Source organism: Roseateles sp. NT4 (genome assembly GCF_051857475.1).
GTDB lineage: Bacteria > Pseudomonadota > Gammaproteobacteria > Burkholderiales > Burkholderiaceae_C > Pelomonas.
On sequence record NZ_JBPZGZ010000009.1, the window covers coordinates 25,555 to 49,038 of the forward strand.

Sequence of the window (23,484 nt, forward strand, 5' to 3'; positions counted from 1 at the left end):
TTGACGGCGCGGACTGTAGGGGCGCAAGCGACGACAGGTACATGGGTTCGCCCCGTCCCCAATCGTGGCTACGCAGGGACGCTCAATAGGCGACCATGGGCGCGGTTCCTTCGCACCCGCCAGCCCATCGTCCTAGGGAGGTCTGCATAACCTAGGGGGTGTTGACCCTGGCGAACTGCGGTAGCGCACGAGGCTTGCGCTGACCGACAACGATGGGCGAGTGCAGACAGCCGGCACCAAGCACGGCCTCAACGCACGCCAGGCCATCGCTGCAGACCTAGGTCGGCAGCAAGCCCGTCTACACCGCCGCTGGCAACGAGCTCTTCGTCGTCACGCGCACGTGGCCTACCTGCGGTGAGCGCACGGCATCCTCGAAAGCAAGGCCGGCACGCAGTTGCTGAAGAAGCTGGGCGCCACGGCACGACGCGCAACTGGGCGACGGTGCAGAAGCTCAACGCACTGCTGGGCTGACCTCTGCAGCGGCATCCGCCACGCTCCAGAACCAGCGCTCCTCGCGCCCCAGCCCCTGCGGCGCCGCCATGCGCAACAGCGCGCGCACCGGCTCCTTCACGCGCGCCAGCAGCAGGCGCTGGCCGCGCGCGGCGAGGCGCAGATCCAGCTCCAGCAGGCATTCCAGCGCCGTGCTGTCGAGATCGCTGCTCTCCTCTAGGCTCAGCACCAGGGTATCGACACCGCTGGCCGCCAGGCGCTCGCCGGCCTCGGTCATCACGCGCTCGGCGCTGGCGAAGAACAGCGGCTCCTGCGGCCTCAGGATCAGCGCGCCCGGCACCGGCACGGCGTCGGGGTGCTCCGGCCGATTGACGAAATTGCGCGTACCGGGCAACTCGCCCAGCTCGTGCAGCACCGGCTGGCTGAAGCGGCGCAAAGCCTCGACGATGGACAGGGCGATGGCGGCCAGCATGCCGTGCAGCAGGCCCAGGGCCAGCACGGCGACGACGGCGCCCAGCACGAGCAGGCGGTCGCGGCCCAGCTGCCAGGTCGCGATCAACGGCCTGGGCGACAGCGCGTGCAGCAGCGCCGCGATGACAGCCACGGCCAGCACGGAGCGCGGCAACCACTGCAGTGCCGGCAAGGCCAGGGCGATGGCCCCGGCCAGCACGAGGCAGGCCACGACGCCCGCCCAGCGGCTTTGCGAACCGCCGCCGTGGTTAGCCGCACTGGCTGAAAAGCCCGCTCCGACCGGCATGCCCTGCAGCAAGCCGCTGGCGACATTGGCCAGCCCCAAGGCGGCCAGCTCGCGGTTGGCGTTCAGCGCATCGCCACGCAACAACCCGAGGGAACGCATGCTGCCCCAGGACTCGGCAAACAGCAGCACCACCAGGCCCACGGCCAGTTCGCCCACCCGCAACCAGTCGTCGCGGCCCAGGTACGGCAGATGAGGCATGAAGGTCGGCGCGGCGACCTGGCCGACCACCTCGACGCCCCGCGCCGGCAGGTCCAGGGCCCAGGTCGCCGCGATGGCCAGGACCAGGGCCGTCAGCGACGCCGGAAAGCCCGGCCATGGCGGCCAGCGCCGCAGCAATGCGATCACCCCGCCCGTCGCCAGCGCGATGGCCGCGCTCAGCCACTGCCAGCGGTCGGCATGGGCCAGCACCCACACCAGCAGCCGCGATGTATCCAGCGGCGGTGCCGGTGCCAGGCCCAGCGCATCGGGCAGCTGCTTGACGACGATGGTCAGCGCCAGCGCGAAGGCAAAGCCGCGCAGCACCGGCCGCGACACGAAGGCCGACAGCTGCCCCTGCCTCGCGGCGGCCAGCAACAACAGCACGCCGCCGGCTGCCAGGGTCAAGGCGAGCAAGACCTCGGCATGCGCGATGCCCGTGAGGCCGGCCGCCGCCGCGGCTGCGAGGCTGGCGCTGGAGGAGGTGGGCGACACGATGGCGTCGCGGCTGCGCCCCAGCAGCGCGTAGACCGACAGGCCGACCAGGCAGGCCACCAGCGCATGCGCGACGGGCAGGCCGGCCAGCCCGGCATAGGCCACGCCTTCGGGCAGCAGCAGGCCGGCCACGCAAAGGCCGGCCCCGAAGTCGGCACGCCAGCGGCCGGCTTCAGAGCTTGAGGGCACCGTCGTCACAGGCCTGGTTGAAAAGGGCCGCGTCTTCGCGCACCTGGCGTGCGGCGGCGTAGGAGGCCTGCAGCAGCCGGTCGCGCCATTTGCCGGGGCCTCGGCCTCGCTGGCCGAAGTCGATCAGCTCATCAGCATTGGCCGAACCTTGGCGCCCGGCCGCGCGCAGCTGCGCCCAGGCCAGCAGCCGGCCCATCGTGACCAGGCTGCGGCGCAAGGCACCACCCCGCTGGCGCGCCAGCGCGGCCAGGTCCAGCCTGTCCTCGCCGGGCTGCAGGCTGCGCAGCACATAGGGCCGGCCGGCCCAGCTCACCGCATGCACCGGCGCCATGCTGATGGCCTGCATGCGCTGCTGCACGGCCAGTTGGCGCTCCGCTTCGGTCTTGAAGCGCGGCTGCTTGACGCCGACCGCCGGCGCCAGCGTCGAGGCCAGGGCCGGTTTGAGGTCCAGCAGCTGGGCGCCGTTGGCGCCGCCGTCACCACGCACCAGCACCACATAACGGTCCAGGCCCAGGCTGCCCGTACCAGCCACGCGGCGAGCCACGTCCAGCACTTCATGGAAGCGGCCGGGCTGCGCGGCGCCGGCCAACTCGGCCAGGAAAACCGTCACGCTGTCGATCTGCTCGGCACTGGCCGGCAGGGCATAGCGCCCGTCCACGCGCAGGCGGCGGCGCTTGCCCTGGCCCGTGCAGCGGCGCGCCAGCAGGTCGGCTTGGGCACGACGCTCGCCGACCTGATCCAGCAGCCGCTTGACGGGACCGTCGGCGGTGTCGCGCTCCAGCCAAAAGGCCTTGCCGCCCGCCAGCGCATCGGCATAGGCCTCCTGCAGAGCACGGGCCAGGTCGCCGGTGTCCTCGGGCCCGAGGTCCATCTCGTCCGCCGCCAGCCACAGGCTGGCCAGCAGGTGCAGCAGATCGGCGCTGGCCGGCGCCAGCGCAGCTTCATCGAAGTCGTTGATGTCGAAATAGGCCAGTCCGTTGCTGCCGTGGTAGCTGCCGAAATTCTCGAGGTGCAGGTCGCCGCAGCACCAGGCCAGCGGCGCCGGCTTGAGCATGCTGCGCTTGAGCCGGGCGTGGAAGAGATGGGCCGAGCCGCGCAGGAACAGGAAGGGGCTGCGGCGCATCTTGGCGAACTTCAGCGCCAGGCGCTCGGGGTCGCGGCCGGCGTTGTATTGCAGGATGGCTCGAACGGCGTCCATTCAGCAATCCACTACGCAGGGGTATTCCGGGCCGAGCGCTGGGCCGCGCCCGAGCCGGCCCTCTTGGCGACGTGCTTGCGGCTCAATGCCCAAGCATCGCCGTCCCCGCAGGGGACCGACCAGGTTTGCGCGCGTTCAGCGCCGCAAGACTGGGCGAGGGGCTTCATTTCAGCCCCGGGACTGCGGCAGGGTGTGCACGCGCATGCCGACGACCTCGTCCACCGGCTCGCGCCAGGCGGCGCGTTTGGCGACGCGCCGGCCATCGTGCAGGCCGGCTTGCCAGCGGGCCTGCAGGCGCTCGGTCGTGAAGTCGATGTCGCGCCAGGAGTCCTCGCCCGGCATGGCCCGCATGACGAGGTGCTCCACGTCGATGCGTGAATCGCAGCCCAGGTCCAGCAGGGCCTTCACGGCCGGGTCGGCGGCGGTTTTGGCGTCGAGCTTGCGGCCCAGCTGGCGCACCGCGCGGCGCAGGTTCTGCAGGCGCTCGTGGTCGTCCAGGTGCTCGCAGATGCGGCTGGCGTACTGGATGTCCTTGTAGCGCGTCAGGGCCTGGGCCATGGTGCCGGGCGCGGCCTCGCTGGCATCCCAGAGGTCGACCATGAAGCACAGGGTGTCGCGGCGCTCGCTGTCGTCCAGCACGACGTCCAGCGGCGTGTTGGAGTAGATGCCGCCATCCCAGTAGGCCTCGCGGCCGATGGTCACCGGCGCGAAGCCCGGCGGCAGGGCGCCGCTGGCCATGACGTGCTCGGGGCCGATGCGGGTGCGGCCGTCGCGGTTGTCGAACAGCGCCAGCTCGCCGCTGCGCACGTTGACGGCGCACAGCGTCAGCCGCGTCTCGCCGCCGGCGATGCGCTCGAAGTCCACCAGCTCGCGCAGCGTCGCGGCCAGCGGCGAGGTGTCGTAGAAGCCCAGCTCGGACAGCGGCGCGCGGCGGTTCATGTCCCAGGCCTGCGGCCCGCGCGGCTTGAAGAAGCCGGGGATGCCGGAGGTCAGCGTCTGCCACGTCTGCCAGCCCTGCAGTGCGCCGGCAAATGCCGTCAGCGCGCCGAACGGGTTGAAGGACGCAAAGCCCGGCTGCGGCGCGAACGAAGAGCGCGTCACGCGGGCCCAGAACTTGTGCAGCGCCGGCAGGCGGTCGGCCGGCGCATTGCCAGCGATCAGCGTCGCGTTGATGGCACCGATGGACGTGCCCACCACCCAGTCCGGCGCGATGCCGGCCGCGTCCAGCGCTTCGGCCACGCCGGCCTGGTAGGCACCCAGGGCGCCGCCGCCCTGGAAGACGTAGACGGTCTGTGGGGGGCGTCGGGTGGACATCAGTTCAAGGTGACGGCGTCGTCGCAGGGGATGGCCTGGAAGACCGGCAAGGCTTCGCAGGAAAAGGCGTGTGCCGCCAGGCTGGGAAAGTCGTCAGCAGGCACCTGGGCGGCCAGCACCGACTGCGTGAAGGTCCATGCGGTGGCGACCGTGATGCTGGCCTGGCCGGCGCCGGCGTCCAAGGGCAGCGCCGCCAGCTCACGCTCGAGCTCGCCATAGGCCGCCAGCAGTTGCCCGGTGACGCGCTGCACCCACGGATCGTGGCGCTTCTCGGCCGGGCGCAGGGCGCGCTCGTAGACGATCTGGGCCGACTTCTCGCAGGCGGCCAGCGCCAGCCCGACCAGCCTCAGCTCGCGCGCCAAAGGGCCGCTGTCACGCGGCAGCAGGCTGCGGCCGGCCACGCTTTCCGCGTACTGCAGCAGCAGCGTCGAATCCATCAGCACCGTGCCGTCATCGCAGACCAGCGTCGGCGCCTTGACGACCGGGTTGATCTGCTGGAAGGCATCGAAGCCGCGGAACACCGAGATGGCCGCATGCTCGAAGGGCAGGCCCAGCAGCCGCATCGAGATGGCGACGCGGCGCACATAGGGGGAGTCGAGCATGCCAATGAGCTTCATGGTCCTTATCCCTCGCGCTGGCGGATGGCAGTCTCGATTCGACGCAACCGGTCTACGACATCCTTGCCGTGCCGGCGTTCGATCTCGGCGTACATCACCTTGTTGTAGCTCTCTACGTAGGCCATATTCAGCAGGGAGAACTCTCCGCGCATTGTCCAGACGACCCCATATCGCCGTTTGGTGTCGGCAATATCGGCCTTGTCCGCAGGCCACCCCAGAGTCTGCAGTTTCAGCTCGCCTGCCTCAACGTCCGCCCGCGCCTTGGCCTCGCCGCGCTCGGCGGCACCGGCAGGGTTGCCGACTCGCAGATCGACCGACGCGATCGTCAGCCGTTCCGGCTTCGCTTCACCCGGGGTCACGCGAAAGCGGTCGAACAGCGCATAGACGATGAGGGCTGCCAGCAGGCTTGCCAGGACGGCCACCACGCGGATGCGGGTGCGGGAGCGTTGCCAACCCTTGCCCAGGCGCTCATCGGCCAGGGCAACTGCCAGGGTGGGTTTTGCGGAGTCCATGAACGAATCAATTCCTTGTTGTTGAGTTCGGCGCCAGTGGCGCCAGGGCGGCGCGCACGCGCGCCTGCCAGTCGCCCTGCTCGTCCGCAGTCCAGTCCGGCCAGCGCGACGACTCGGCGTCGAGTTCGGTCGCCAATTTTCGCAAACCGTCCAGGCCGGTCACCGTGGCCGCCAGGCTGAGCCGGGCCAGCCACTCCTGGGCCTGGCGCATGCGCGGGTAGGCCTCGAACAGCCAACGGGCGACGTCGGGCCGCGCGCGCCAGTCGGCGCTGCCGAAGCGCGCGACGGCCATCGCGGTGAGGCGCTGGCCCGCTCCCAGGCAGTCGAAGGCCACGCAGCCCTCGAAGCCGCGCGGGATCAGCGCGTCATGGATGCCGCAGCGATGGTCAGCGCAGAGATGCTGGCAGGGCGTCTCGGCAGGCTTGTCGAAGCCGAAGCCCTGTTCGGCATCGAAGGGCGGGATCACGCAGCACAGCGCCACGCAGGCCGAGCAATCGGCCTTCAGGTGGGCGGGGAGCTGTACTGGCGCCGTGGTCACCCCGCATTGTCCGACACGCCGACCATCCAGCCGATGCCGAAGCGGTCATTGACCATGCCGAACAGCGGCGCCCAGAAGGTCTTGCCCAGCGGCACATGGACCTGGCCGCCGTCGGCCAGCGCCGCGAACGCTTCGCGGGCGGAGTCGGCATCGGGGCAGTCCAGCGACAGCGAGAAGCCCTTGAAGACGGTGTTCCCGTCGCACATGCCGTCGGACATCATGACCAGGGCCCCGCCGATGTGGACCGAGGCATGCATGATCTTCTGCTCCGAGCCCGGCGGCAGCGTGCCGGGCGGCGGCGGCTCCGGGCTCTCGGAGTTGCGCATCATGAATTCCACCGTGGCGCCCAGCGCCTTCTTGTAGAACTCAATGGCCTCTTCGCAGCGGCCATTGAAGAACAGATAAGGGTCGATCTTCATCGCGGTCTCCTGACGGGATAGATAACTCTAGCGTCGCAGCAAATTTTGGCGCCTTGTCCGTCGTGTCAATGTGTTCGGACTTCCGGGCTAAGCGCTGGGCCGCTCCCGAGCCGGCTCGCGTTGGCGATGTGCTTGCGGCTCAACGCCGCAAGCATCGCCGCCCCCTCGGGGGACCGACTGGGCACGACCGCGTCCAGCGGCGCGAGACCAGGCGAGGGGCTCCATTTCAGGGATTCTTGAAGTCGCCCGCTGTCGAAATGATGAAACTGTCCGCCTTGATGTGTTTGCGCCAGGCCGCGTTGGCCTGCTCCACCGTCACGGCCGCCAGGGCGTCGTCGCGCTTCTGGGCCGCGACCCAGGTCTCGCCGCGCTCGGCCAGGCTGGTGAGGCCGCCGGCCAGCGCGCCGGGGTCGGCGCGGCTCTGCTTGCGGCCTTCGAGGATGTCCTTCTTGGCGCGGTCCAGCTCGGCGGCGGTGACGCCGTCCTTGGCCATGCGCGCCACCTCTTCCTGCACGACGGCGATGACGCGCTCGCGCTTGTCCGGTGCATAGCTGGCCTGGATGGAAAAACTGCCGGCATTGCCAAAGAAGCCCGCGCTCAGACTGGCACCGATGCCATAGGTCAGGCCTTCCTTCTGGCGCACCCGCTCGGACAGCCGGCTTTCCAGCCCTCCGCCACCGAAGATGTGCACGGCCAGTTCCAGGGCCAGGTAATCGGGGTCTTCGCTGTTCAGCGGCAGGGGCGCGTGCACGCGCACGATGGCATTGGCCTTGTCGCGGGCGATGGCGTCAAAGCGCGCCGGCGGCACGGCGACGTGCTGCGGGATGTGGCGCACGAACTTGGGCGCCGCCGGCTTCTTCCAGTCGCCAAAGAGCTTGTCGATCTCGGCACCCAGGCCGTCGGGCAAGGCGCCGACGGCGCTGACCTGGGCCTCGTTGAAGCTCCAGTAGTCGCCATAGAAGCGCTTCACCTCGTCCAGCGTCGTCGCCTTCAGGTTGGCGATGCGCTCGTCCACGCCCATCACATAGTCGGGGTGACCCAGGCTGACACCGCGCGCCTTGTTGTAGTGGCCGCGCGTGGCCTCCTGGCGCAGCACGCTCGGCTCCTGGCGCGAGGCCTCGATGCCGGCGATGCCGGACTTGATCTCGCGGTCGAAGGCTTCCTGCGGGAACAGCGGCTTGCGCAGCGCGTCGGCCGCCACGCGCAGCGCCGGCAGCAGGGTGTCGCGCTCGGCACTGATGAAGATGGTGGCGCCCTGGTCGTAGCTGTTGACGTTGAGGCTGGCGCGCAGCTTGATCATGGCGTCCTGCAGCTGCTGCTTGCTGTAGCCGGCACTGCCTTCGTCCATCAACGCGCCGACCATGCCGGTGCCGTTGCGCGCGAAGGTGGCGTCACGCTCGCCCCAGCGCAGCTGCATCTGCAGCACGACGGTGTTGCCGCGGGTCTGCTTCTGCAGCGTATGCAGGGCGATGCCGCTGGGCAGCGTCACACGCTTCATGCGCGACTCCAGCACCGCGGGCACGGGGTCGAGCTGCTCGCCCTCCTCCACCTTGGGCGGGCCCTTGAGATCGGCCAGGCGCTGCTCCAGGGCCGGTGCGGCGGGGATCTCGATGCGCTCGATCTTGTCGGCCGGCAGATAGCGCCCCAGCGTGCGGTTGGCCGGCTTGAAATAGGCGGCGCGCACGCGCTCCACGTCGGCCAGCGTGACCTTGGGGATGTCTTCCATCAACTGGAACAGCAGCCGCCAGTCACCCGCGGCGATGAGGCCGGAAATCTGCTGGATCAGCGCCTCGGGGTTCTTCATCTGCTGGCGGTAGCTGTTGACGGCGATGTCGCGCACGCGCACGAGTTCGCTCTCGTCAAAGGGCTTGGCCGTGCGGCCTTCGGCCAGGTCCAGCAGCATGGTCTCGACCTTGTCCACCTCGGCCCCCGGCGGCAGCACGGCGAAGGCACCCGCGGTGCCGGGGTCCACACCGCCCGCGCCGGCGATGCCCGCCGCCAGGGCCAGCTTGGGCTCGACCAGCTGCTTGTAGAGTTGGCCACTGGGCTGCAGGCTCATCAAGAGGCCGTAGACGATCAGGGCCGGCGTGTCGGCATGGGTGATGGACGGCACGTGATAGGCCGCCAGCAGGATGGGCTGGCCGCCGACGCGGCGCACGACGACCGTGCGTTCGCCGTCCTGGGCCGGCTCCACCGTGTAGGGCTGGGGAATGGCCGCCGCGGGCCTCGCCACGGCGCCAAAGTCCTTGGCGATCAGGGCCAGCGTCGCGGCCTTGTCGAAGGCGCCGGCGATCAGCAGCGTCGCGTTGTCGGGGCGGTAATAGCGCTTGTAGAAGCCCTGCAGCTTCTCGATGGGCACGTTCTCGATGTCGCTCTTGGGCCCGATGGTGGCGTGGCCATAGGGGTGCCAGGCAAAGGCTGCCGCATTGACGCGCTGCGACAGCACGGCGAAGGGCTGGTTCTCGCCGCGCTCGAACTCGTTGCGCACCACCGTCATCTCGGTGTCCAGGTCGATCTTGGCCACGCGGCTGTTGACCATGCGGTCGGCTTCGAGGTCGAGCAGGAAGGCCAGGGTGTCGGCGCTTGCGTTGAAGCTGGCGAAGTAGTTGGTGCGGTCCGTCGTCGTCGTGCCGTTGAAGCGCACGCCGCGCTGGGCCATCTGGCCGGGTATGTCCTTCTGGCGCTGGGTGCCCTTGAACAGCATGTGCTCCAGCAGATGGGCCATGCCGTATTCACCGGGCGCCTCGTGGCGGCTGCCGACGCGGTAGGTGATGTTGACGGTCGTCGTCGTCTGCGTCGCATCGGGGAAGAGCAGGATCTGCAGGCCGTTGGGCAGGCGGTATTCCTCGATGCCACCCAGCTCGCGCACCCGCTCGGGCGGGGCGACCACCGCGGCCGGAGCCATCGCAACCGGCTTCGGGACCGCGGTCTTGGGCTTGGCCGTCGCCGCCGGCTGAGCCTGCGCCATCCCCAGGGTCAGGCTCAACAGGGCCAGCCCCAGGCAGCGCGCCAAGCGCCCATCCAGCTTCATCGTCATTTGTCTCTCTCCATGCAGCCGCATCTTCGGCTTGGCGGCGATTCTGCGCGGTTTTGCGAGCCCAGCCGTTCGTCAGATCCCAATGCAGACAGCACTGCGGCTAGAGCCTGGCCAGCAGGGCTGTCACGGCATCCACGCTGGCCGGCTTGGTCAGGTGCTCGTCGAAGCCGGCGGCACGCGAACGCTTCTTGTCCTCTTCCGAGCCCCAGCCCGTCAGGGCCACCAGCAGCGTGGACGTGAAGCGGGCGTCCTGGCGCAGCAGGGTCGCGAACTCATGGCCGCCCATGCCCGGCATGCCCAGATCGCAGAACACGGCCTGGGGCAGGAAGCTGTCTGCCCGGGTCAGGGCCGCCGGGCCGCTGTTTTCCACCGCCACCTCATGGCCGGACAGCGACAGCAGCATGGCCAGCGAGTCCGCCGCGTCGACGTTGTCGTCGACCACCAGGATGCGCGTCGGCTTGGCCGCGTCCGGTTCGGGCGCGCCCAGCAGCGGCGCGGGGGCGGAATCCCCTGCAGCCAGCGGCAGCTCGAGAGTGAAGGTGCTGCCCTGGCCGGGGCCGGCACTCGCCGCGCTGACCCGGCCACCATGCAGGGACACCAGGCTCTTGACCAGGGCCAGGCCGATGCCCAGGCCGCCCTGGGCCCGTGCCAGCGAGCGGTTGACCTGGGCGAACATGTCGAAGACCCGGCCGATCATGTCCTGGGGCAGGCCCACGCCGCTGTCGCGCACGGTCAGCACGGCATCGCCGCCGACGCGGGTCAGCATCAGCCAGATGTTGCCGCCGTCCGGCGTGTACTTGGCGGCGTTGTTCAACAGATTGCTGAGCGATTGCGCCAGCCGCGTCAGGTCGCCGTCGACCCAGAGTGCTTCATCCGGCAGCGTCACGGTGAGGTGATGGCCGCCGCGTTCAATCACCGGCTGGCAGGATTCCAGCGCCATCTCGACAACGCGTCGCATGTCCAGCGGCTCGCGCTGCAGAATGAGCTTGCCGGTGGAGATGCGCGAGACTTCGAGCAGGTCGTCGATGAGGCGCAGCAACTGGTTCATCTGCCGGTCCATCATCTCCGTGACAGCCTTGAACTGGGTAGAGTCCTGGGGCGGGTTGGCGCCCAGCAGCTGCAGCCCGGTGCGGATGGGCGCCAGCGGGTTGCGCAGCTCATGGGCCAGCGTGGCCAGGAACTCGTCCTTGCGCTGATCGGCCTGGCGCAGCGAGCGGTCCGCCCGCATCAACGAGTCGATCTGGTCGCGGATCTGGTACTGCCAGCGCCGTCCGCGCAAGGCCGTGCGCACGGCACTGACCATCACCCGCGTCGACGTCGGCCGGTCCAGCACCGTCAGGTTGCGCAGCCGTGCCGCCCGCAGCGCCGGGGCCTCCAGGCCCTGGCGGCACAGCGCCAGCACCGGCAGGTTGGACCAGGCCGGCTGGCGCTCCAGCACATTCAGCAGCACCGCGAAGCCCGGGTCGCTCAGGGTCGCGTCGGTCACCATCAGTGCGCCCGACCCCTCATGCATCAACTCCTCGGCATGGCGCCAGCCCTTGCAGACCGCGACGTCGATGCGGGCCTCGGCCAGCAGCCGGCTCGTGACGTCGCCATCGCGCGCCGTCGGCGCGAGCACGATGACGCGCTCGCTGTAGGAGCGCTCAGCCTCGTCGCGCTCGATCATCGCCAGACTCGACCTCGTGGTGAACCGGCACCTCCACAGGAACCCCCGTCAGCACGCCGCGCAGATGCATCAGCGGCGGCCCCAGGTGCACGCCCTTCTCATCGAACCAGAGCTGGCGGATGGTGTCCTCATGGCGGCCACTGCGCTTCTTGATGACCGACACGGCCTTGCGCACCGCGCCCTGGTGCTCGTACATGCGGAACAGCAAGACGGCATCGGCCAGATAGCTGGTGTCCACCGGATTGCGCATATTGGTCCCGAGCATGCCGGACTGCGTCGCGACGACAAAGGTCGCCACGCCATGGTTGTTCAGATAGGTCAGCAGTTCGTGCAACTGGATGATCAGCGCACGCTCCTCGGGCATGGCGTTCAGATACCCATTGAGGCTGTCGATGACGATGACGCTGGCGCCGTCCTCTTCGACGCAGCGGCGCACGATGTTGGCAAACTGGCTGGGCAGCACCTCGGCGGCGTCGATCTGGCGCACATTGAGCTTGCCCGGGCCGACGCCCTGATCGACCTTCAGCCCCAGACTCGCGAGCCGGTCCAGCAGCAGGTTGCGGCCTTCCTCGAAGGTGAAGATGGCTGCATGGCCGCCGCGCCGGGCTGCCATGACGGCATATTGCGAGGCGATGGTGGACTTGCCCGAACCCGCCGGGCCGACCAGCAGCGTCGCCGTGCCGCGGTTGGTGCCGCCGCCCAGCAACTCATCGAGCGCCGCGATGCCGCTGGGCACGACGTCGCGCTGGTAAGGCGCACCATGGTCGCTCGGCGTCAGCCGTGGGAACACCTGCAGGCCGCCATGGCGGATGACCAAGTCCTGCTGGCCGCTGATGAAGTCGCTGCCACGGAACTTGGTGACTCGCAGCTGGCGCTGCGCCGGCCCGTAGGTGGGCACGTGGCGCTCCAGCGCGATGACGCCATGGGCGATGCTGTGCAACTGGGTGTCAACGCCGTCGCTGGAGCGGTCGTCCAGGAACAGCACGGTGCAGCCGCGGCCAACGAAGAACTGCTTCAGCGCCAGGATCTGGCGACGGTAGCGCAGCGACGCCTGAGCCAGCAGGCGCAGCTCCGACAGAGAGTCCAGCACCATGCGACGCGGCTTGAATCGCTCGACAGCCTCCAGCACGCGCTTGGTGGTCTCGCTGAGCTCCACCTCCGACGGGTGGTACATCGTCAGCTCGGCATCGCCGAACAGCTCCTTTTCATCGGCGATGAGCTCGACCATCTCGATGCCGTCCAGCGACCAGCCATGCGAGGCCGCGCCGGCACGCAGCTCCGCGGCCGTCTCGCCCAGCGTCACATAGAGGCAGGACTCGCTTTCACGCACGCCTTGCATCAAGAACTGCAAGGACAGCGTCGTCTTGCCGGCACCAGGATCGCCATCGACAAGATAGAGCTGACCGGCAATCAGCCCCCCATGCAACACCTCATCCAGACCCGGTACACCGGTCGCAGAACGCTGGGTTCCCTTCGTCATTGCATCCTCCTGTCCCGCTTCAGCAGCCTCATGCCAGCGCCTGCAGAGATACCGACCAGTCTAGAGCCAGATTTTTGGCCAGCGTGTCAGCCAACAGCGCAAGCTGCACCTCAGCGGGAACCGGCCAGCCTCAGAATTTCCGACAGCAGCAAGGGCGGGCGCAGCGGCTTGCCCAGATGCGTGTCGAAGCCGGCCTCCAGCGCACTGGCGCGATCGGTGTCGCGCGAAAAGGCTGTCAGCGCGATCGCCGGCAGATGCTGCTCGCCCGCCTCCCGCTGGCGCCACTCGCGGATCAGCTCGTAGCCGTCGCGACCGGGCATGCCGATGTCGCTGATCAGCAGGTCAAAACGGCCGGTCGCCAGGCTGGCCAGGGCCGCGTCCACCGAGGCCTCGTGCTGCACCTGCATGCCCTGCTCGCCCAGGATCATGGACAGCATGGCACCGGCCTCCAGGTCATCCTCGACCACCAGCACGCGCAATCCCAGCAGCGGGGCCGACGGCGAGTCGCCCAAGGCGCCGAAGCTGCTGATGGGGCCGGCGGTGGCCGACGCCGCGCCTTCCTGCCCGCCCGGCAGCCAGATGGAGAACTCCGCGCCCTGGCCTTCGCCCGCACTCGCCACGCTGACATGGCCACCGTGGGCCTCGACCAGGTTCTTGACGATGGCCAGGCCCAGGCCCAGGCCGCCATGCTGGCGGTTGCTGGCCGCGTCGCTCTGCGCAAAACGGTCGAAGACGAAGGGCAGGAAGTCGGCCGCAATGCCCTGCCCCTGGTCGGCCACGGTGATGGCCGCCCCGCCGTCCACCGCCCGCAGGCGCAGCGTGATCTCGCTTTGCGACGGCGAGAACTTGATGGCGTTGCCGATCAGGTTCCAAAGCACCTGCTGCATGCGCGCGTCGTCGATGCGGATCTTCAGCTCTTCCTGCTCCAGGTCCAGACGCAGTTGATGGTGGCTGCGCTGCAGCAGCGGCTGAACCGCCGCGACGGCGGACGCGATGATGCTGCCCACCTCCACCCACTCCAGGTTCAGCGGCAGCTTGCCGAGGTTCAGGCGCGACATATCCAGGATGTCGGCGATCAACCGCGCCTGGATGACCGCATTGCGCTCGATGGCGGCCAGGCCGCGCTCCAGCATGTCGGGCTTGGCGCCCTTCTGAAGCACATGGGCCCAGTTCATGATGACGTTCAGCGGCGTGCGCAGCTCATGCGACAGCACCGCAATGAGGTCGTCCTTGAGCCGGTTGTGGCGCTCGGCCGTGCCACGGGCGCTGCGCTCACGCTCCAACAGCTCCTGGCGCTGCTCGGCCACCAGCAGGCGCTGGGAGATGTCGGTGGCCACCAGCATGGCGATGCCGGGCTCGGTGTAGTTGGCGGCGGCCCACTCGACGGGCACGAGGCGGCCATCGGCCTGCACGACGCTGAACTCGGCATGGGCACCTTGCGTCGCCAGGGCACGCATGAAGGCCTGCGCCGTCGGCACCTCGGCGGGGGCGACGAAGTCCAGCAGGGTACGTCCGGCCACCTGCCCCCCGCCCAGCAACGCCTGCATGGCGGGGTTCAAGTCCAGCAGCCTGCCATCGGCGACGTCCACCAGCCCAATGCCGCTCGGCGCGCGCTCGAAGGCGGCGCGGAACTTGGCCTCGCTGTGGCGCATCGCGTCCTCGGCCTCGCGGGTGCGCACCAGGGCCTGGATGGTCGAGATGATGACTGCCGGCTCGACGGGGTGGGTCAGGTAGGCGTCGGCACCGGAATCCAGGCCGCGCACCTTGTCCTCGTCGGTCAGGTACGCCGCCGTCAGATGGATGACCGGCAGCTTGAAGGTGGTGGGCTGGCGGCGCAGCCGGCGGCAGACCTCCAGGCCGTCGATGTCGGGCAGATGGATGTCCAGCACGACGGCCGACAGGCTCTCGTCGGCCAGGGCCAGCGCCTCCATGCCGGTCGAGGCCTCGAGGACGGGAAAGCCGGCCGACTGCAGCTGGCGCACGGTCGTGTAGCGGCCGATGGGATCGTCATTGACCACCAGCAATCTGTGCAGCGAACGGTCCAGCTTGCGGGCACCGCCGGCGACCTGGCCGTCGTTGAGCAGTGGATCGCTCATGCCTGGGCAGTCGCAACCGGCGCCTCGGCCAGCCGCAAGGGCACGGTGACAGAAAAGGTCGAGCCCACGCCAGCGGCGCTCTGCAACGCGATGCTGCCGCCCAGCAGCTCGGCCAGGCGCTTGCTCAGCGAAAGGCCAAGGCCAGTGCCGCGCAGCCGCTTCTGGATGGGCGAGTCGAGCTGGGAGAAGTCCTGGAAGATGGCCGCGTGAAACTCCGGCGCGATGCCCAACCCAGTATCCGCGACAGAAAAGGTCATGGACTCGCCGTCCTGCACCGCTGACACGCGCACCTCGCCCTTGGTCGTGAACTTCAGCGCGTTGGAGATGAAGTTGCGCAGGATCTGCGACAGCTTGCCGTTGTCCGTGAACAGCTGCGTCTGGCCCTGCGGCTCCTCGAAGATCAGCTGCACGTCGGGATTGACCAGCACCGGCTTGAACATGCCGCGCAGCGCCGAGAACAGATCCACCAGTTCGAACCAGGCCGGCGACACGTCGATGCGCCCGGCCTCGACCTTGGCCAGATCCAGCAGGTCGTTGACCATCTCGGCGAACTCCTCCGACGTGGTACGGATGAAGTTGATCTGCTTTTCCTGCTCGGCGGTCAGCGGGCCGTCGACACGGTCCAGCAGCAGGCGGGTCAGGCTGCGGATGGACGAGATGGGTGTGCGGAACTCATGACTCATATAGGCCAGGAAGCGGCTTTTCAGCTCGGTGGCCTGGCGCAGTTGCTGGGCCTGGGTGTCCAGCTCGGCATACAGGGCCAGCACGCCGCCGTTGGTCTCGTCCAGCTCCTGCTGCAGCGATGTGACCTGCTGGCGCGCCTCCTCCAGCGCCGCCTGCAGCGCGGGGACATTGATCACTGGCTCTTGCTGCATGCCCTGCCTTTCAGTGACGCCGCACAACCACGACGGTGGCGTCGTCGCGGCCCCGGCAATGGTCCCGGAGGATCCAGCCCGCGATGACCATGGGCTCGCAGGCCAGCAACCCGCCCACCCCCTCCAGGTTCCAGCGCGACACGATGCCGTCCGAGAACAGTACCAGGATCGCATGATCCGGCCATTCATAGACCACGTCCTGTAGGCGGCGGATCTGCACCCCCAGCGTGCCGGGCTGCGACATCAGGCTGCGATCGCTGACGCCGCTGATCAGGCGGCCCGTGATATTGCCGGCGCCGGCAAACACCAGCCGGTCCAGCGAGGCTTCGATGGCGACCATGGCGACGGCCGCGCCGCGCGTGCTGCGCATGGTGAGGTGGGCGTCTTCCAGCAGGGCGGCGGGCTGGTTGAGCGTGCCGCGCTGGAACAGGTCCAGCGCCATGTCTGAGGCCTCGGCGGCCTGCGGGCCATGGCCCAGGCCGTCCGCCATCAGCAGCAGCGTGCGGCCATCCCTGACACGCAAGCCCCAGCCGTCGCCGGAGACTTGCTCGCCAGGCGCCGGCAGGCCGAGGCCGGCCACGCTGTAGCCGCCGGCCTTGGCGGCGATGCCCTGGACCTTGCCCTCGAAGCGCGCCGAGATGACGGCACCCCGCTGCGGCAGAGAGAAAGCCGAGAAGCGGTTGGCGATGCGCTTGACCGCACCCAGGCCAGTGCCGGCGGTGCCGCCGGTGGAAAAGCCGTCTTGCAGGCAGCGCTCGATGTCCATGCCCGGGCCGGTGTCCAGCGACAGCAGTTCGACCGCCTCCCCGTCCACGCCCAGCAGCAGCGCACCGCCCCCGGCGTGGCGGACGAGGTTGGTGCCGAGCTCGGTCACGCCCAGCGCCAGGCGGCCGGCGGCTGCTTCATCGAAGCCGAGTTCCGCGGCCAGCAGCTGCGACGCGCGACGCGCTTCGCCGACCTGGCTGGCATCGTCGATGGCAAACCTTTGATAGGGACGCATGCAGCCCCTACTTCCAGCGCGTGATGGTGACGCGGGTGCCCTCGCCGACGACCGACACCAGCTCGAACTCGTTGACCAGGCGCTTGCTGCCCGGCAGGCCCTTGCCCAGGCTGCCGCCGGTGGTCCAGCCGTCCTTCATGGCGAGGTCCACGTCCGGAATGCCGGGGCCCTGGTCGACAAAGGACAGCGTCAGGCCGGTGCGCAGGCCGTCCTTGTGCATCTTCCATTCCATGTCGCCGCCGCCGCCGTACACCAGCACGTTGCGCGACAACTCGCTGGCGGCCGTGACCATCTTGGTCTGGTCAACCAGGGAGAAGCCGAGCTGCTGGGCCAGCTTGCGGACGAACTGCCGGCTGGTGACGACGTCGTTCTCGCTGCGGACCGGCACGCTGCCTTCATTCGCCGTGGGATTCGTCGTCATCGCTGTGCTCCTCGGTTGCCTGGCGGAGCAGCTCCATGCCGCGGTCGACATTCAATGCCGTGCGCACGCCGTCCAGCGACAGGCCCAGCTCCACCAGCGTGATGGCCACGGCGGGCTGCATGCCCACCACGACCGAGTGGGCGCCGAGCACGTGGGCAATACTGGAAATGCTGGCCAGCATGCGGCCGATGAAGGAGTCGACGATCTCCAGCGCTGAGATGTCGATCAGCACGCCGGTGGCGCCGCTGCTCTCGATCCTGGCAGCCAGGTCGTCTTGCAGGGCCAGCGCGGTCTGGTCCATCAGGTCGACCTGGATGGTGACCAGCAGGTTGCGGCCCAGCTGGAGGATGGGGATGCGTTGCATCTCAGTCTGCCGCTGGCGTGACCGCTGCCGCCGGCTTGCCCCGCGTGACGACGAAGCCGGCCCGCTTCAGCGCGACCGCCAACGCATCGGCCAGCGTCGCCTTGGTGATGATGCCTTGCAAGTCGATGCCCAGATGCACGATGGTCTGCGCGATCTGCGGGCGGATGCCGCTGATGATGCATTCCGCGCCCATCAGGCGGATGGCGGTCACGGTCTTCAGCAGATGCTGGGCGACCAGCGTGTCCACGGTCGGCACCCCGGTGATGTCGATGATGGCGATGGTGGAGCCGGTGTCGACGATGCGCTGCAGCAGCGCCTCCATGACGAGCTGGGTACGGCCGCTGTCCAGCGTGCCGATCATGGGCACGGCCAGCACGCCGTCCCACATCTTGATGACGGGCGTGGACAGCTCCAGCAGTTCCTGCTGCTGGCGGGCAATGATTTCCTCGCGGCTGCGCTGGTAGGCCGTCACGGTGTACTGGGCCATGCTGTCGACCAGCGTCGACACCTCCCACAAGGCGCCCACCAGCGCAGCGGGCTCCTGGCCCATCTTGCGCTGCAGGCCGGCGAACAGCGGCTTCTTCAGGGCCAGCACGAAGCGGCTGGTGTCGGCGGCGGTGGAGCCCTGGGCTGCTCTGGAACGCGACAGGCCGGACAGGAACTCGCGGACCTTCTCCCAAGCCTTGTCGTCGAAGCTGTCGAGAGCGCCATCGGCGCGCACGCCCGTCAATACGGACTCCAGCAGTTGCTCGGTACCCTGTGCGTCAGTGCTCAGGCCGCCGACAGCGCTCAACTCCGCACGCCATTCAGTCAGCACCTGCTCGCGGTCCTGGGACAGCAGCGATTCAACGGCCGCACTGTTTTTCGTCATGGGTTCCTCGCTTGGAGACGGCCATCATCGGCCTGGTGTCGGGAGCGCATTGGGCGCCGGGCATGGTAGCCCCTTGGCGCGGCGTTCTCTGTCAGACGAGACGCCGTGCCCGCACGCTGAACACCGGCGCCGGGCGACGGTGCGGTTCACAACACAGACGTACACTGCATGGCCTGCCGCGCGTCTGCTCTCTGCCGCGGCAGCCCCAGCAGACTGGGCGCCACGCATCATCTCCGCGTGCCTTGCTCGCGGCACCCGCCGCCGGCTTCGGTTGTCATCTGCTTCAGCGGTGAGCCTCACCCCACGCCTCGAAGGTTCTTCGAGTCTCCCCTCCCGGCGCCGCAACGCGTTTGTTCCCGAAACGCGCGCCATGCGGCCCTGCCCCTTGATCTGTACGAGCCGGTCGTCGTGCGCAACGACGGTGCCCCCTGCTCGCGCTCTGGAGATGATGATGATGATGAAATCGCCCACCCGTGAATCCGACACAAGACGCGCAGCGCTTCGCGACGGATTGCTTACCACCGTCGACCTGCTCAAGCGCCGCCGCGCCGCCGAGATCACGGATGCCACCATCGACGAGTACGTCGCCCTGCATTGGCTCGAATGGCATGGCGGCTCACTGCGCCTGACGACGACGGGCGAGAACATGTGCCGCCAGCTGAGCTCGCAACTGGACCGGGCAAGCCCAAGACCCGCATCCTGAGACGGCAGGCAGCGCCATGTCCGCCCCTGATCCGCTGCTGTTCGCCATCGTGCGCATCGGCACCTTCGCCGGCAAGCGCGCACTGACCGGCGCCAGCGGCTTCTTCTTCCGCCGCGAGGCCAGGCTCTATCTGGTCACCAGCCGCCACGTCTTCATCGACGAGGAGGCCGATCACCACCCCGACCGCATCGAACTCGAGCTGCATGCCGATGCGGACAACCTCACAGACGCCACCGTGCTGTCGGCCCTGCTCTACCGCGAGGGTCGCGCCAACTGGCGGCAGGGACGCGACGATGCAGGCGGCATCGACGTCGCGGTGCTGGAGATCGACACGGCCGCCCTGCCAGCGTCGATCCAGCTCACCGCCTTCACGCTCGCCAGCCTGCCCGGCCCCGACGACGAAGTGCCGCTGGGCCAGCAGGTGCTGATCACCGGCTTCCCGCTCGGTTTCCACGACGACCTCCACCATCTGCCCGTCGTGCGCCAGGGCGCCATCGCTTCACCCTACGGCTGGCGCTTCCAGGGCCAGGGCTGGTTCCTGACCGATGCGCGCACCCACCGTGGCATCAGTGGCGCGCCGGTCGTCATGCGCGCGCCGGGTCGCCAGCCCCTGCCCTGGCTGCTGGTGGGCATCCATTCGACGCGCTTTGACATCGGCAACCGCGACCTCAAGGCCGATGAGTCCCTGGGCCTGAACGCGGCCTGGTATCCCGACATCCTCATGACGCTGACCGAGACCGCACCGCGCCGCGAGCCGGAATCCAAACCGGCGATGAAAGCGACGCCATGACCAGCGGCGGCGACGGCGCGCAGAGCCGCCTGCTGGCACTGGAGCGGCAGATCGCCGCCGCGGAAGCGACGCTGCTGGAGCTGCAGGCCGCCATCCTCGAAGCCCGCAGCGAGCGGGGCCTGACGGCCGCCACGGACGCACGCCTGGAGAACGAACGCCTGCAGGTGGAAAACCAGCTGGCCACGCAGGAAGTGGAAACCGCACACGCGGCGCTCGAAGTCGCTGTCAAGGCCTCCCAGACCGATTCGCTGACCGGGCTGAAGAACCGTGAAGTGGTGTGGGACCGGCTGAGCCACGACATTGCGCTCGCGCGCCGCCATGGTCAGCGCCTCATCATCTATTTCCTCGACATCAATGGCTTCAAGCAGGTCAACGACGAGTTCGGCCACGCCGTCGGTGACCTGCTGCTGCAGCGAGCAGCGCGCGTACTGGAGGCCACCGTGCGCGACAGCGACACGGTCTGCCGCATGGGCGGCGATGAGTTCGTCGTCCTCGTCGCTGCGGCCCGGCGCGAGGATGCCGCCCAGGTCGCCGGCAAGATCGCCCGCGCGCTGGCTGAGCCTTGCGTGCTCGCCGGCCACCCCATGATCATCTCCGCCAGCATCGGCTACAGCGTGTTTCCCGATGACGGCGAATCGCCCGGCGTGCTGATGCGCAAGGCGGATGAGGCCATGTACCGCATCAAGCGGGCTGCGGTGCATCCGCGCTAGGCATGGCGCCTGCAGCCTTTTTCCGGCTTACTTCCTACGCGGCGCGACGGAGATGGTCTCCGCAGTCTTCACCGCCGTTGTGACGGGTAAAACCGGCGAGACAGGTGCATGCACCTTCTTCGGTTTCTTCTGTTCCTTGTTGCCGCGTTGACCTTTGGACATGGGTGCTTTCTTTGATCGGACGAGCACAGCGCGTCGCCCGATGCCGCTTCTAGCCCTTGGTGCCGCCGCCGTCGGTGCGGCGCCGCACCGAGCGATGCGGTCAGCCGCTGAGGGGGCTGCGCGGCAGCCTCTACTCGGCGGCCCCGCGGGCGCTTGCGCCTTTCACCCCATGGCCAGCCCTTGCCCCCTGGCCGTCGCGGCCTCGCCCTGCTTCATGATCTGGGCCAGGTTGGCGTCCTTCAGCGCCTGGCTCGACAGCCCACGCCGCAGCCACGCCGCCACGTCGCCAGGTCAATGACAGAATCCGTGCGCCCCAAAAGGGCAGGGATCGAAAACCAAAGACAAGATCAAGGGACGGAAGCATGAGCATCAGAACGTGGATCGGCATGAGCCTCGTCGCCCTGGCCTGCACCGGTTGCGGTGGCGGGGGTGGCGGCGGCGGCACGACCGGCAACAACCCACCACCACCGGTCGAGACCCCGCCCCCGGTCGTCGATCCCACGGCGCCGACCTTCCGCTTCGACGCGCACTATTCCGAGGCCCAGGCCGGTGACCTGGCCACGCTGGTGCTGAATCACGGCAGCCATCTGGTCGACCTGGCGCAGTTCGCCACCGACATCACGCACCGCTTCGCCACCACCGCCGGCACCACCTCCGTCACCGCCAACTGCGCCTACACCGGCAGCATCACGCTGAAGCTCGACGACCGCGACGGCAACCAGCGGGCTTCGGCCGGCGACAGCATCACGGCCACCCTGACCAACTGCGGCGTGCCGGTGCTCGGCCGCTCGGCGACGGGAACGCTGCGCATCGACCTGACCACGGTCGCCACGACGGCCGATGCCGGCTTCCAGGCGCGCCTTGCGGTGGTCGATGCGCTGAAGACCACCGCGCTGGGTGGCGGTCCCAATATGGGCATCATCCTGCCGATCACCTGGCGCGGCTCCGTCGGCATCCAATGGACGGAATCCGCGACCGGCTCGCAGCTGAAGGCGGTGTCCACGGCCGAAGACGACTTGCGCCTCACCACCACCATCCAGGGCGGCGACACCACCGACGCCCTGCGCAAGATCGAGGTGTCGCGCAGCGTCGGCTACGACACCGCCAGCATGAGCAGCGCCCTGGCCTATGTGCTCGACGTCGGCGGCAGCGGCAACACCCTGCGCGTGCGCACGCCGCAACCGATTCGCGGTGATCTCAGCGTGCTCCCCAGGCAGCTCCGCGTCGAGGTCGACATGGCGGCCAGCCAGACGCTGCGCATCGAACGCGGCCCGGCCAATGCGGGCGTCCCGCAGGCCAGCGCCGTGTTGGTCGCCTCCAACGGCACCGCCGGCCAGAGCCGGTTGTTCCCCTGGGGAGACTTCCTCTCGCTGATGAAGGATGTCCGCAGTGCGCGCGCCGTCTATGCCTTGTCGGATGAAGGCTTCGGCTTCGAAACCTTCGCGTCCTGGCGCGGCAGCGCGTTGACGGCGGACATCGACCGCATCTGCGAGCAGCAGACCACCCCCGGCATCAGCCGCTTCCGGGCCGACGCGCTGTTCCAGCGCCCCGTCGCCCTTCAGCCTGGGCTGTCGGAGCCCGGCGGCCTCATGAGGCTGCAGTTCGGCCGCGCCATCGCCGACAGCACGCCCGAGCTGCGCTTCCGGCTGGCGGACGAGGCCGTCACCACCGACTCCAAGCTGCCGTCATGGCATGTGCCGGTGACCGCGACACGCCACGGATCGTCCTACGAGATCCGCCCGAGCGAGCCGCTGCGCAAGGAGCGCAGCTACTCCCTGCAGACCTCTTTCGACGGCATCAACTGGACCGGCGAGCGCATCTTCCGAGATGCGCAGAACGGCATCGTCAGCCAGGGCAGCGAGAGCGTCGCGCTGCTCAGAACCGACAACGTGCTGGTCGCGGCGGCGACCTTCTCGGACCAGGCCACCGTGGCGGCCGGCGCACCGGCCCGCTTGCGCGGTGAGGCCACGCCGCGCGACGGCCAGGCGGTCACCCGCTACCAGTGGGAGCAGCTCAGTGGCGCCCCGCTGCGCCTGTCGACACCGCAGGCCGCGGAAACGGAAGCCATCCTCGACGCCAGCGGCGCCCTGCCCATCGGCGATGCGCTGCTGCAGTTGACAGTCACCGACAGCCTTGGCAATACCGACCGCGTGCGCGTGGCCCTTAAGGCGGGCAACCGTGCCGCACAGGGCGCGGCGCTCTACACGGAAACGCTGACGGGACGGGTCTTGAGGCGGGAGTTGAAGACCGGCACCGGTTCGATCTTCTACGGCCCTGCACCGGGCCAGGTCCTGCCCCGCGTGCCCGGTCTCTCGGAAGGCGGCACCGGCGCCAATTTCTCCGTCACGCCGGCCAATGGCCAGCGCCTGGCCGTCGGCACCTATGCCAATGCGATCAAGGACACGGCACCGGGTGCCCTGAACGGCCTGGTGTCGCAGGTGTTCTGCAACGCCGAGGGCTCGCCCGTCAGCGGCTCCTTCCAGGTCCTCGACGTGGACTACGCCGCGGACGGCAGCATCAACCGCCTGGCCATCGACTTCTCGCAGCAGTGCGAGGCCGGCCTGCGCGAATACCAGCGCGGCAGCTACCGCCTCAACAGCAGCATCGTCTTGAACCCCTGACGGC

The 23,484-nt window shown here is 68.9% G+C and carries 20 protein-coding genes; 4 read left to right on the top strand and 16 right to left on the bottom strand.

Annotation, left to right across the window (positions count from 1 at the left end; genetic code table 11):
• Positions 1-451: 451 nt before the first annotated feature.
• The 16 genes from ACS5PN_RS30980 to ACS5PN_RS31055 form a co-directional block, all read right to left on the bottom strand.
• On the bottom strand, positions 452-2,086 hold the full coding sequence (locus ACS5PN_RS30980) for a SulP family inorganic anion transporter (protein WP_439467881.1): 1,635 nt from the start codon (positions 2,084-2,086) through the stop codon (positions 452-454).
• Positions 2,070-3,284, bottom strand: a complete 1,215-nt coding sequence (locus ACS5PN_RS30985; protein WP_439467882.1) for a DUF2252 domain-containing protein — start codon at positions 3,282-3,284, stop codon at positions 2,070-2,072. Before ACS5PN_RS30985 ends, ACS5PN_RS30980 begins: the two co-directional genes overlap by 17 nt.
• Positions 3,285-3,452: 168 nt before the next feature.
• Entirely contained in the window at positions 3,453-4,598 is a 1,146-nt protein-coding gene (locus tag ACS5PN_RS30990; protein WP_439467883.1) for a patatin-like phospholipase family protein, read from the bottom strand.
• Positions 4,598-5,215, bottom strand: coding sequence for a glutathione S-transferase (locus ACS5PN_RS30995; RefSeq protein WP_439467884.1), 618 nt, complete (start codon positions 5,213-5,215; stop codon positions 4,598-4,600). The genes ACS5PN_RS30990 and ACS5PN_RS30995 overlap by 1 nt, the downstream gene beginning before the upstream one ends.
• A gap of 5 nt (positions 5,216-5,220) precedes the next feature.
• A complete protein-coding gene (locus ACS5PN_RS31000; protein ID WP_439467885.1) occupies positions 5,221-5,727 on the bottom strand; it encodes a hypothetical protein in 507 nt (168 codons plus the stop codon).
• A 7-nt stretch (positions 5,728-5,734) separates the two neighbouring features.
• Positions 5,735-6,265, bottom strand: coding sequence for a hypothetical protein (locus tag ACS5PN_RS31005; RefSeq protein ID WP_439467886.1), 531 nt, complete (start codon positions 6,263-6,265; stop codon positions 5,735-5,737).
• Positions 6,262-6,684: a VOC family protein gene (locus ACS5PN_RS31010; protein ID WP_439467887.1), complete on the bottom strand. Its 423-nt coding sequence runs from the start codon at positions 6,682-6,684 to the stop codon at positions 6,262-6,264. Before ACS5PN_RS31010 ends, ACS5PN_RS31005 begins: the two co-directional genes overlap by 4 nt.
• A 226-nt stretch (positions 6,685-6,910) precedes the next feature.
• On the bottom strand, positions 6,911-9,721 hold the full coding sequence (locus ACS5PN_RS31015; protein WP_439467888.1) for a M16 family metallopeptidase: 2,811 nt from the start codon (positions 9,719-9,721) through the stop codon (positions 6,911-6,913).
• Positions 9,722-9,821: 100 nt separating this feature from the next.
• Entirely contained in the window at positions 9,822-11,387 is a 1,566-nt protein-coding gene (locus ACS5PN_RS31020) for a hybrid sensor histidine kinase/response regulator (protein ID WP_439467889.1), read from the bottom strand.
• Complete coding sequence (locus ACS5PN_RS31025; RefSeq protein ID WP_439467890.1) at positions 11,365-12,867, bottom strand: ATPase domain-containing protein; 1,503 nt, start codon at positions 12,865-12,867, stop codon at positions 11,365-11,367. Before ACS5PN_RS31025 ends, ACS5PN_RS31020 begins: the two co-directional genes overlap by 23 nt.
• A 110-nt stretch (positions 12,868-12,977) precedes the next feature.
• Entirely contained in the window at positions 12,978-14,963 is a 1,986-nt protein-coding gene (locus ACS5PN_RS31030; protein WP_439467891.1) for a response regulator, read from the bottom strand.
• Entirely contained in the window at positions 14,960-15,838 is an 879-nt protein-coding gene (locus ACS5PN_RS31035) for a sensor histidine kinase (protein ID WP_439467892.1), read from the bottom strand. Before ACS5PN_RS31035 ends, ACS5PN_RS31030 begins: the two co-directional genes overlap by 4 nt.
• Positions 15,839-15,848: 10 nt before the next feature.
• A complete protein-coding gene (locus ACS5PN_RS31040; protein WP_439467893.1) occupies positions 15,849-16,838 on the bottom strand; it encodes a SpoIIE family protein phosphatase in 990 nt (329 codons plus the stop codon).
• 7 nt (positions 16,839-16,845) lie between these two features.
• On the bottom strand, positions 16,846-17,259 hold the full coding sequence (locus ACS5PN_RS31045) for an anti-sigma regulatory factor (RefSeq protein WP_439467894.1): 414 nt from the start codon (positions 17,257-17,259) through the stop codon (positions 16,846-16,848).
• A complete protein-coding gene (locus ACS5PN_RS31050; protein ID WP_439467895.1) occupies positions 17,234-17,623 on the bottom strand; it encodes an STAS domain-containing protein in 390 nt (129 codons plus the stop codon). Before ACS5PN_RS31050 ends, ACS5PN_RS31045 begins: the two co-directional genes overlap by 26 nt.
• A gap of 1 nt (position 17,624) precedes the next feature.
• Positions 17,625-18,494: an STAS domain-containing protein gene (locus ACS5PN_RS31055; RefSeq protein ID WP_439467896.1), complete on the bottom strand. Its 870-nt coding sequence runs from the start codon at positions 18,492-18,494 to the stop codon at positions 17,625-17,627.
• A 457-nt stretch (positions 18,495-18,951) separates the two neighbouring features.
• On the opposite strand from ACS5PN_RS31055, the gene ACS5PN_RS31060 reads away from it, so the two are divergent.
• From ACS5PN_RS31060 to ACS5PN_RS31075, 4 genes are all read left to right on the top strand, one after another.
• Entirely contained in the window at positions 18,952-19,197 is a 246-nt protein-coding gene (locus ACS5PN_RS31060) for a hypothetical protein (RefSeq protein WP_439467897.1), read from the top strand.
• A gap of 16 nt (positions 19,198-19,213) precedes the next feature.
• The gene (locus ACS5PN_RS31065; protein ID WP_439467898.1) at positions 19,214-19,987 is read left to right on the top strand and encodes a S1 family peptidase; all 774 of its coding nucleotides are present in this window, start codon (positions 19,214-19,216) and stop codon (positions 19,985-19,987) included.
• Positions 19,984-20,697 carry a diguanylate cyclase domain-containing protein gene (locus ACS5PN_RS31070; protein ID WP_439467899.1) on the top strand — a complete coding sequence of 238 codons (714 nt, stop codon included), beginning with the start codon at positions 19,984-19,986 and terminating at the stop codon, positions 20,695-20,697. Before ACS5PN_RS31065 ends, ACS5PN_RS31070 begins: the two co-directional genes overlap by 4 nt.
• Positions 20,698-21,221: 524 nt before the next feature.
• Positions 21,222-23,480, top strand: coding sequence for a hypothetical protein (locus ACS5PN_RS31075; protein WP_439467900.1), 2,259 nt, complete (start codon positions 21,222-21,224; stop codon positions 23,478-23,480).
• Positions 23,481-23,484 lie beyond the last annotated feature (4 nt).

Bases quoted from the DNA above. Each gene is read 5' to 3' on its own strand.
- ACS5PN_RS31025 (WP_439467890.1), bottom strand. From the start codon at position 12,867: ATGACGAAGGGAACCCAGCGTTCTGCGACCGGTGTACCGGGTCTGGAT.
- ACS5PN_RS31060 (WP_439467897.1), top strand. From the start codon at position 18,952: ATGAAATCGCCCACCCGTGAATCCGACACAAGACGCGCAGCGCTTCGC.
- ACS5PN_RS31015 (WP_439467888.1), bottom strand. From the start codon at position 9,721: ATGACGATGAAGCTGGATGGGCGCTTGGCGCGCTGCCTGGGGCTGGCC.
- ACS5PN_RS30985 (WP_439467882.1), bottom strand. From the start codon at position 3,284: ATGGACGCCGTTCGAGCCATCCTGCAATACAACGCCGGCCGCGACCCC.
- ACS5PN_RS31040 (WP_439467893.1), bottom strand. From the start codon at position 16,838: ATGCGTCCCTATCAAAGGTTTGCCATCGACGATGCCAGCCAGGTCGGC.
- ACS5PN_RS31020 (WP_439467889.1), bottom strand. From the start codon at position 11,387: ATGATCGAGCGCGACGAGGCTGAGCGCTCCTACAGCGAGCGCGTCATC.
- ACS5PN_RS31000 (WP_439467885.1), bottom strand. From the start codon at position 5,727: ATGGACTCCGCAAAACCCACCCTGGCAGTTGCCCTGGCCGATGAGCGC.
- ACS5PN_RS30990 (WP_439467883.1), bottom strand. From the start codon at position 4,598: ATGTCCACCCGACGCCCCCCACAGACCGTCTACGTCTTCCAGGGCGGC.
- ACS5PN_RS31065 (WP_439467898.1), top strand. From the start codon at position 19,214: ATGTCCGCCCCTGATCCGCTGCTGTTCGCCATCGTGCGCATCGGCACC.
- ACS5PN_RS31030 (WP_439467891.1), bottom strand. From the start codon at position 14,963: ATGAGCGATCCACTGCTCAACGACGGCCAGGTCGCCGGCGGTGCCCGC.
- ACS5PN_RS31055 (WP_439467896.1), bottom strand. From the start codon at position 18,494: ATGACGAAAAACAGTGCGGCCGTTGAATCGCTGCTGTCCCAGGACCGC.
- ACS5PN_RS31010 (WP_439467887.1), bottom strand. From the start codon at position 6,684: ATGAAGATCGACCCTTATCTGTTCTTCAATGGCCGCTGCGAAGAGGCC.
- ACS5PN_RS31045 (WP_439467894.1), bottom strand. From the start codon at position 17,259: ATGACGACGAATCCCACGGCGAATGAAGGCAGCGTGCCGGTCCGCAGC.
- ACS5PN_RS31035 (WP_439467892.1), bottom strand. From the start codon at position 15,838: ATGCAGCAAGAGCCAGTGATCAATGTCCCCGCGCTGCAGGCGGCGCTG.
- ACS5PN_RS30995 (WP_439467884.1), bottom strand. From the start codon at position 5,215: ATGAAGCTCATTGGCATGCTCGACTCCCCCTATGTGCGCCGCGTCGCC.
- ACS5PN_RS31070 (WP_439467899.1), top strand. From the start codon at position 19,984: ATGACCAGCGGCGGCGACGGCGCGCAGAGCCGCCTGCTGGCACTGGAG.
- ACS5PN_RS31075 (WP_439467900.1), top strand. From the start codon at position 21,222: ATGAGCATCAGAACGTGGATCGGCATGAGCCTCGTCGCCCTGGCCTGC.
- ACS5PN_RS31050 (WP_439467895.1), bottom strand. From the start codon at position 17,623: ATGCAACGCATCCCCATCCTCCAGCTGGGCCGCAACCTGCTGGTCACC.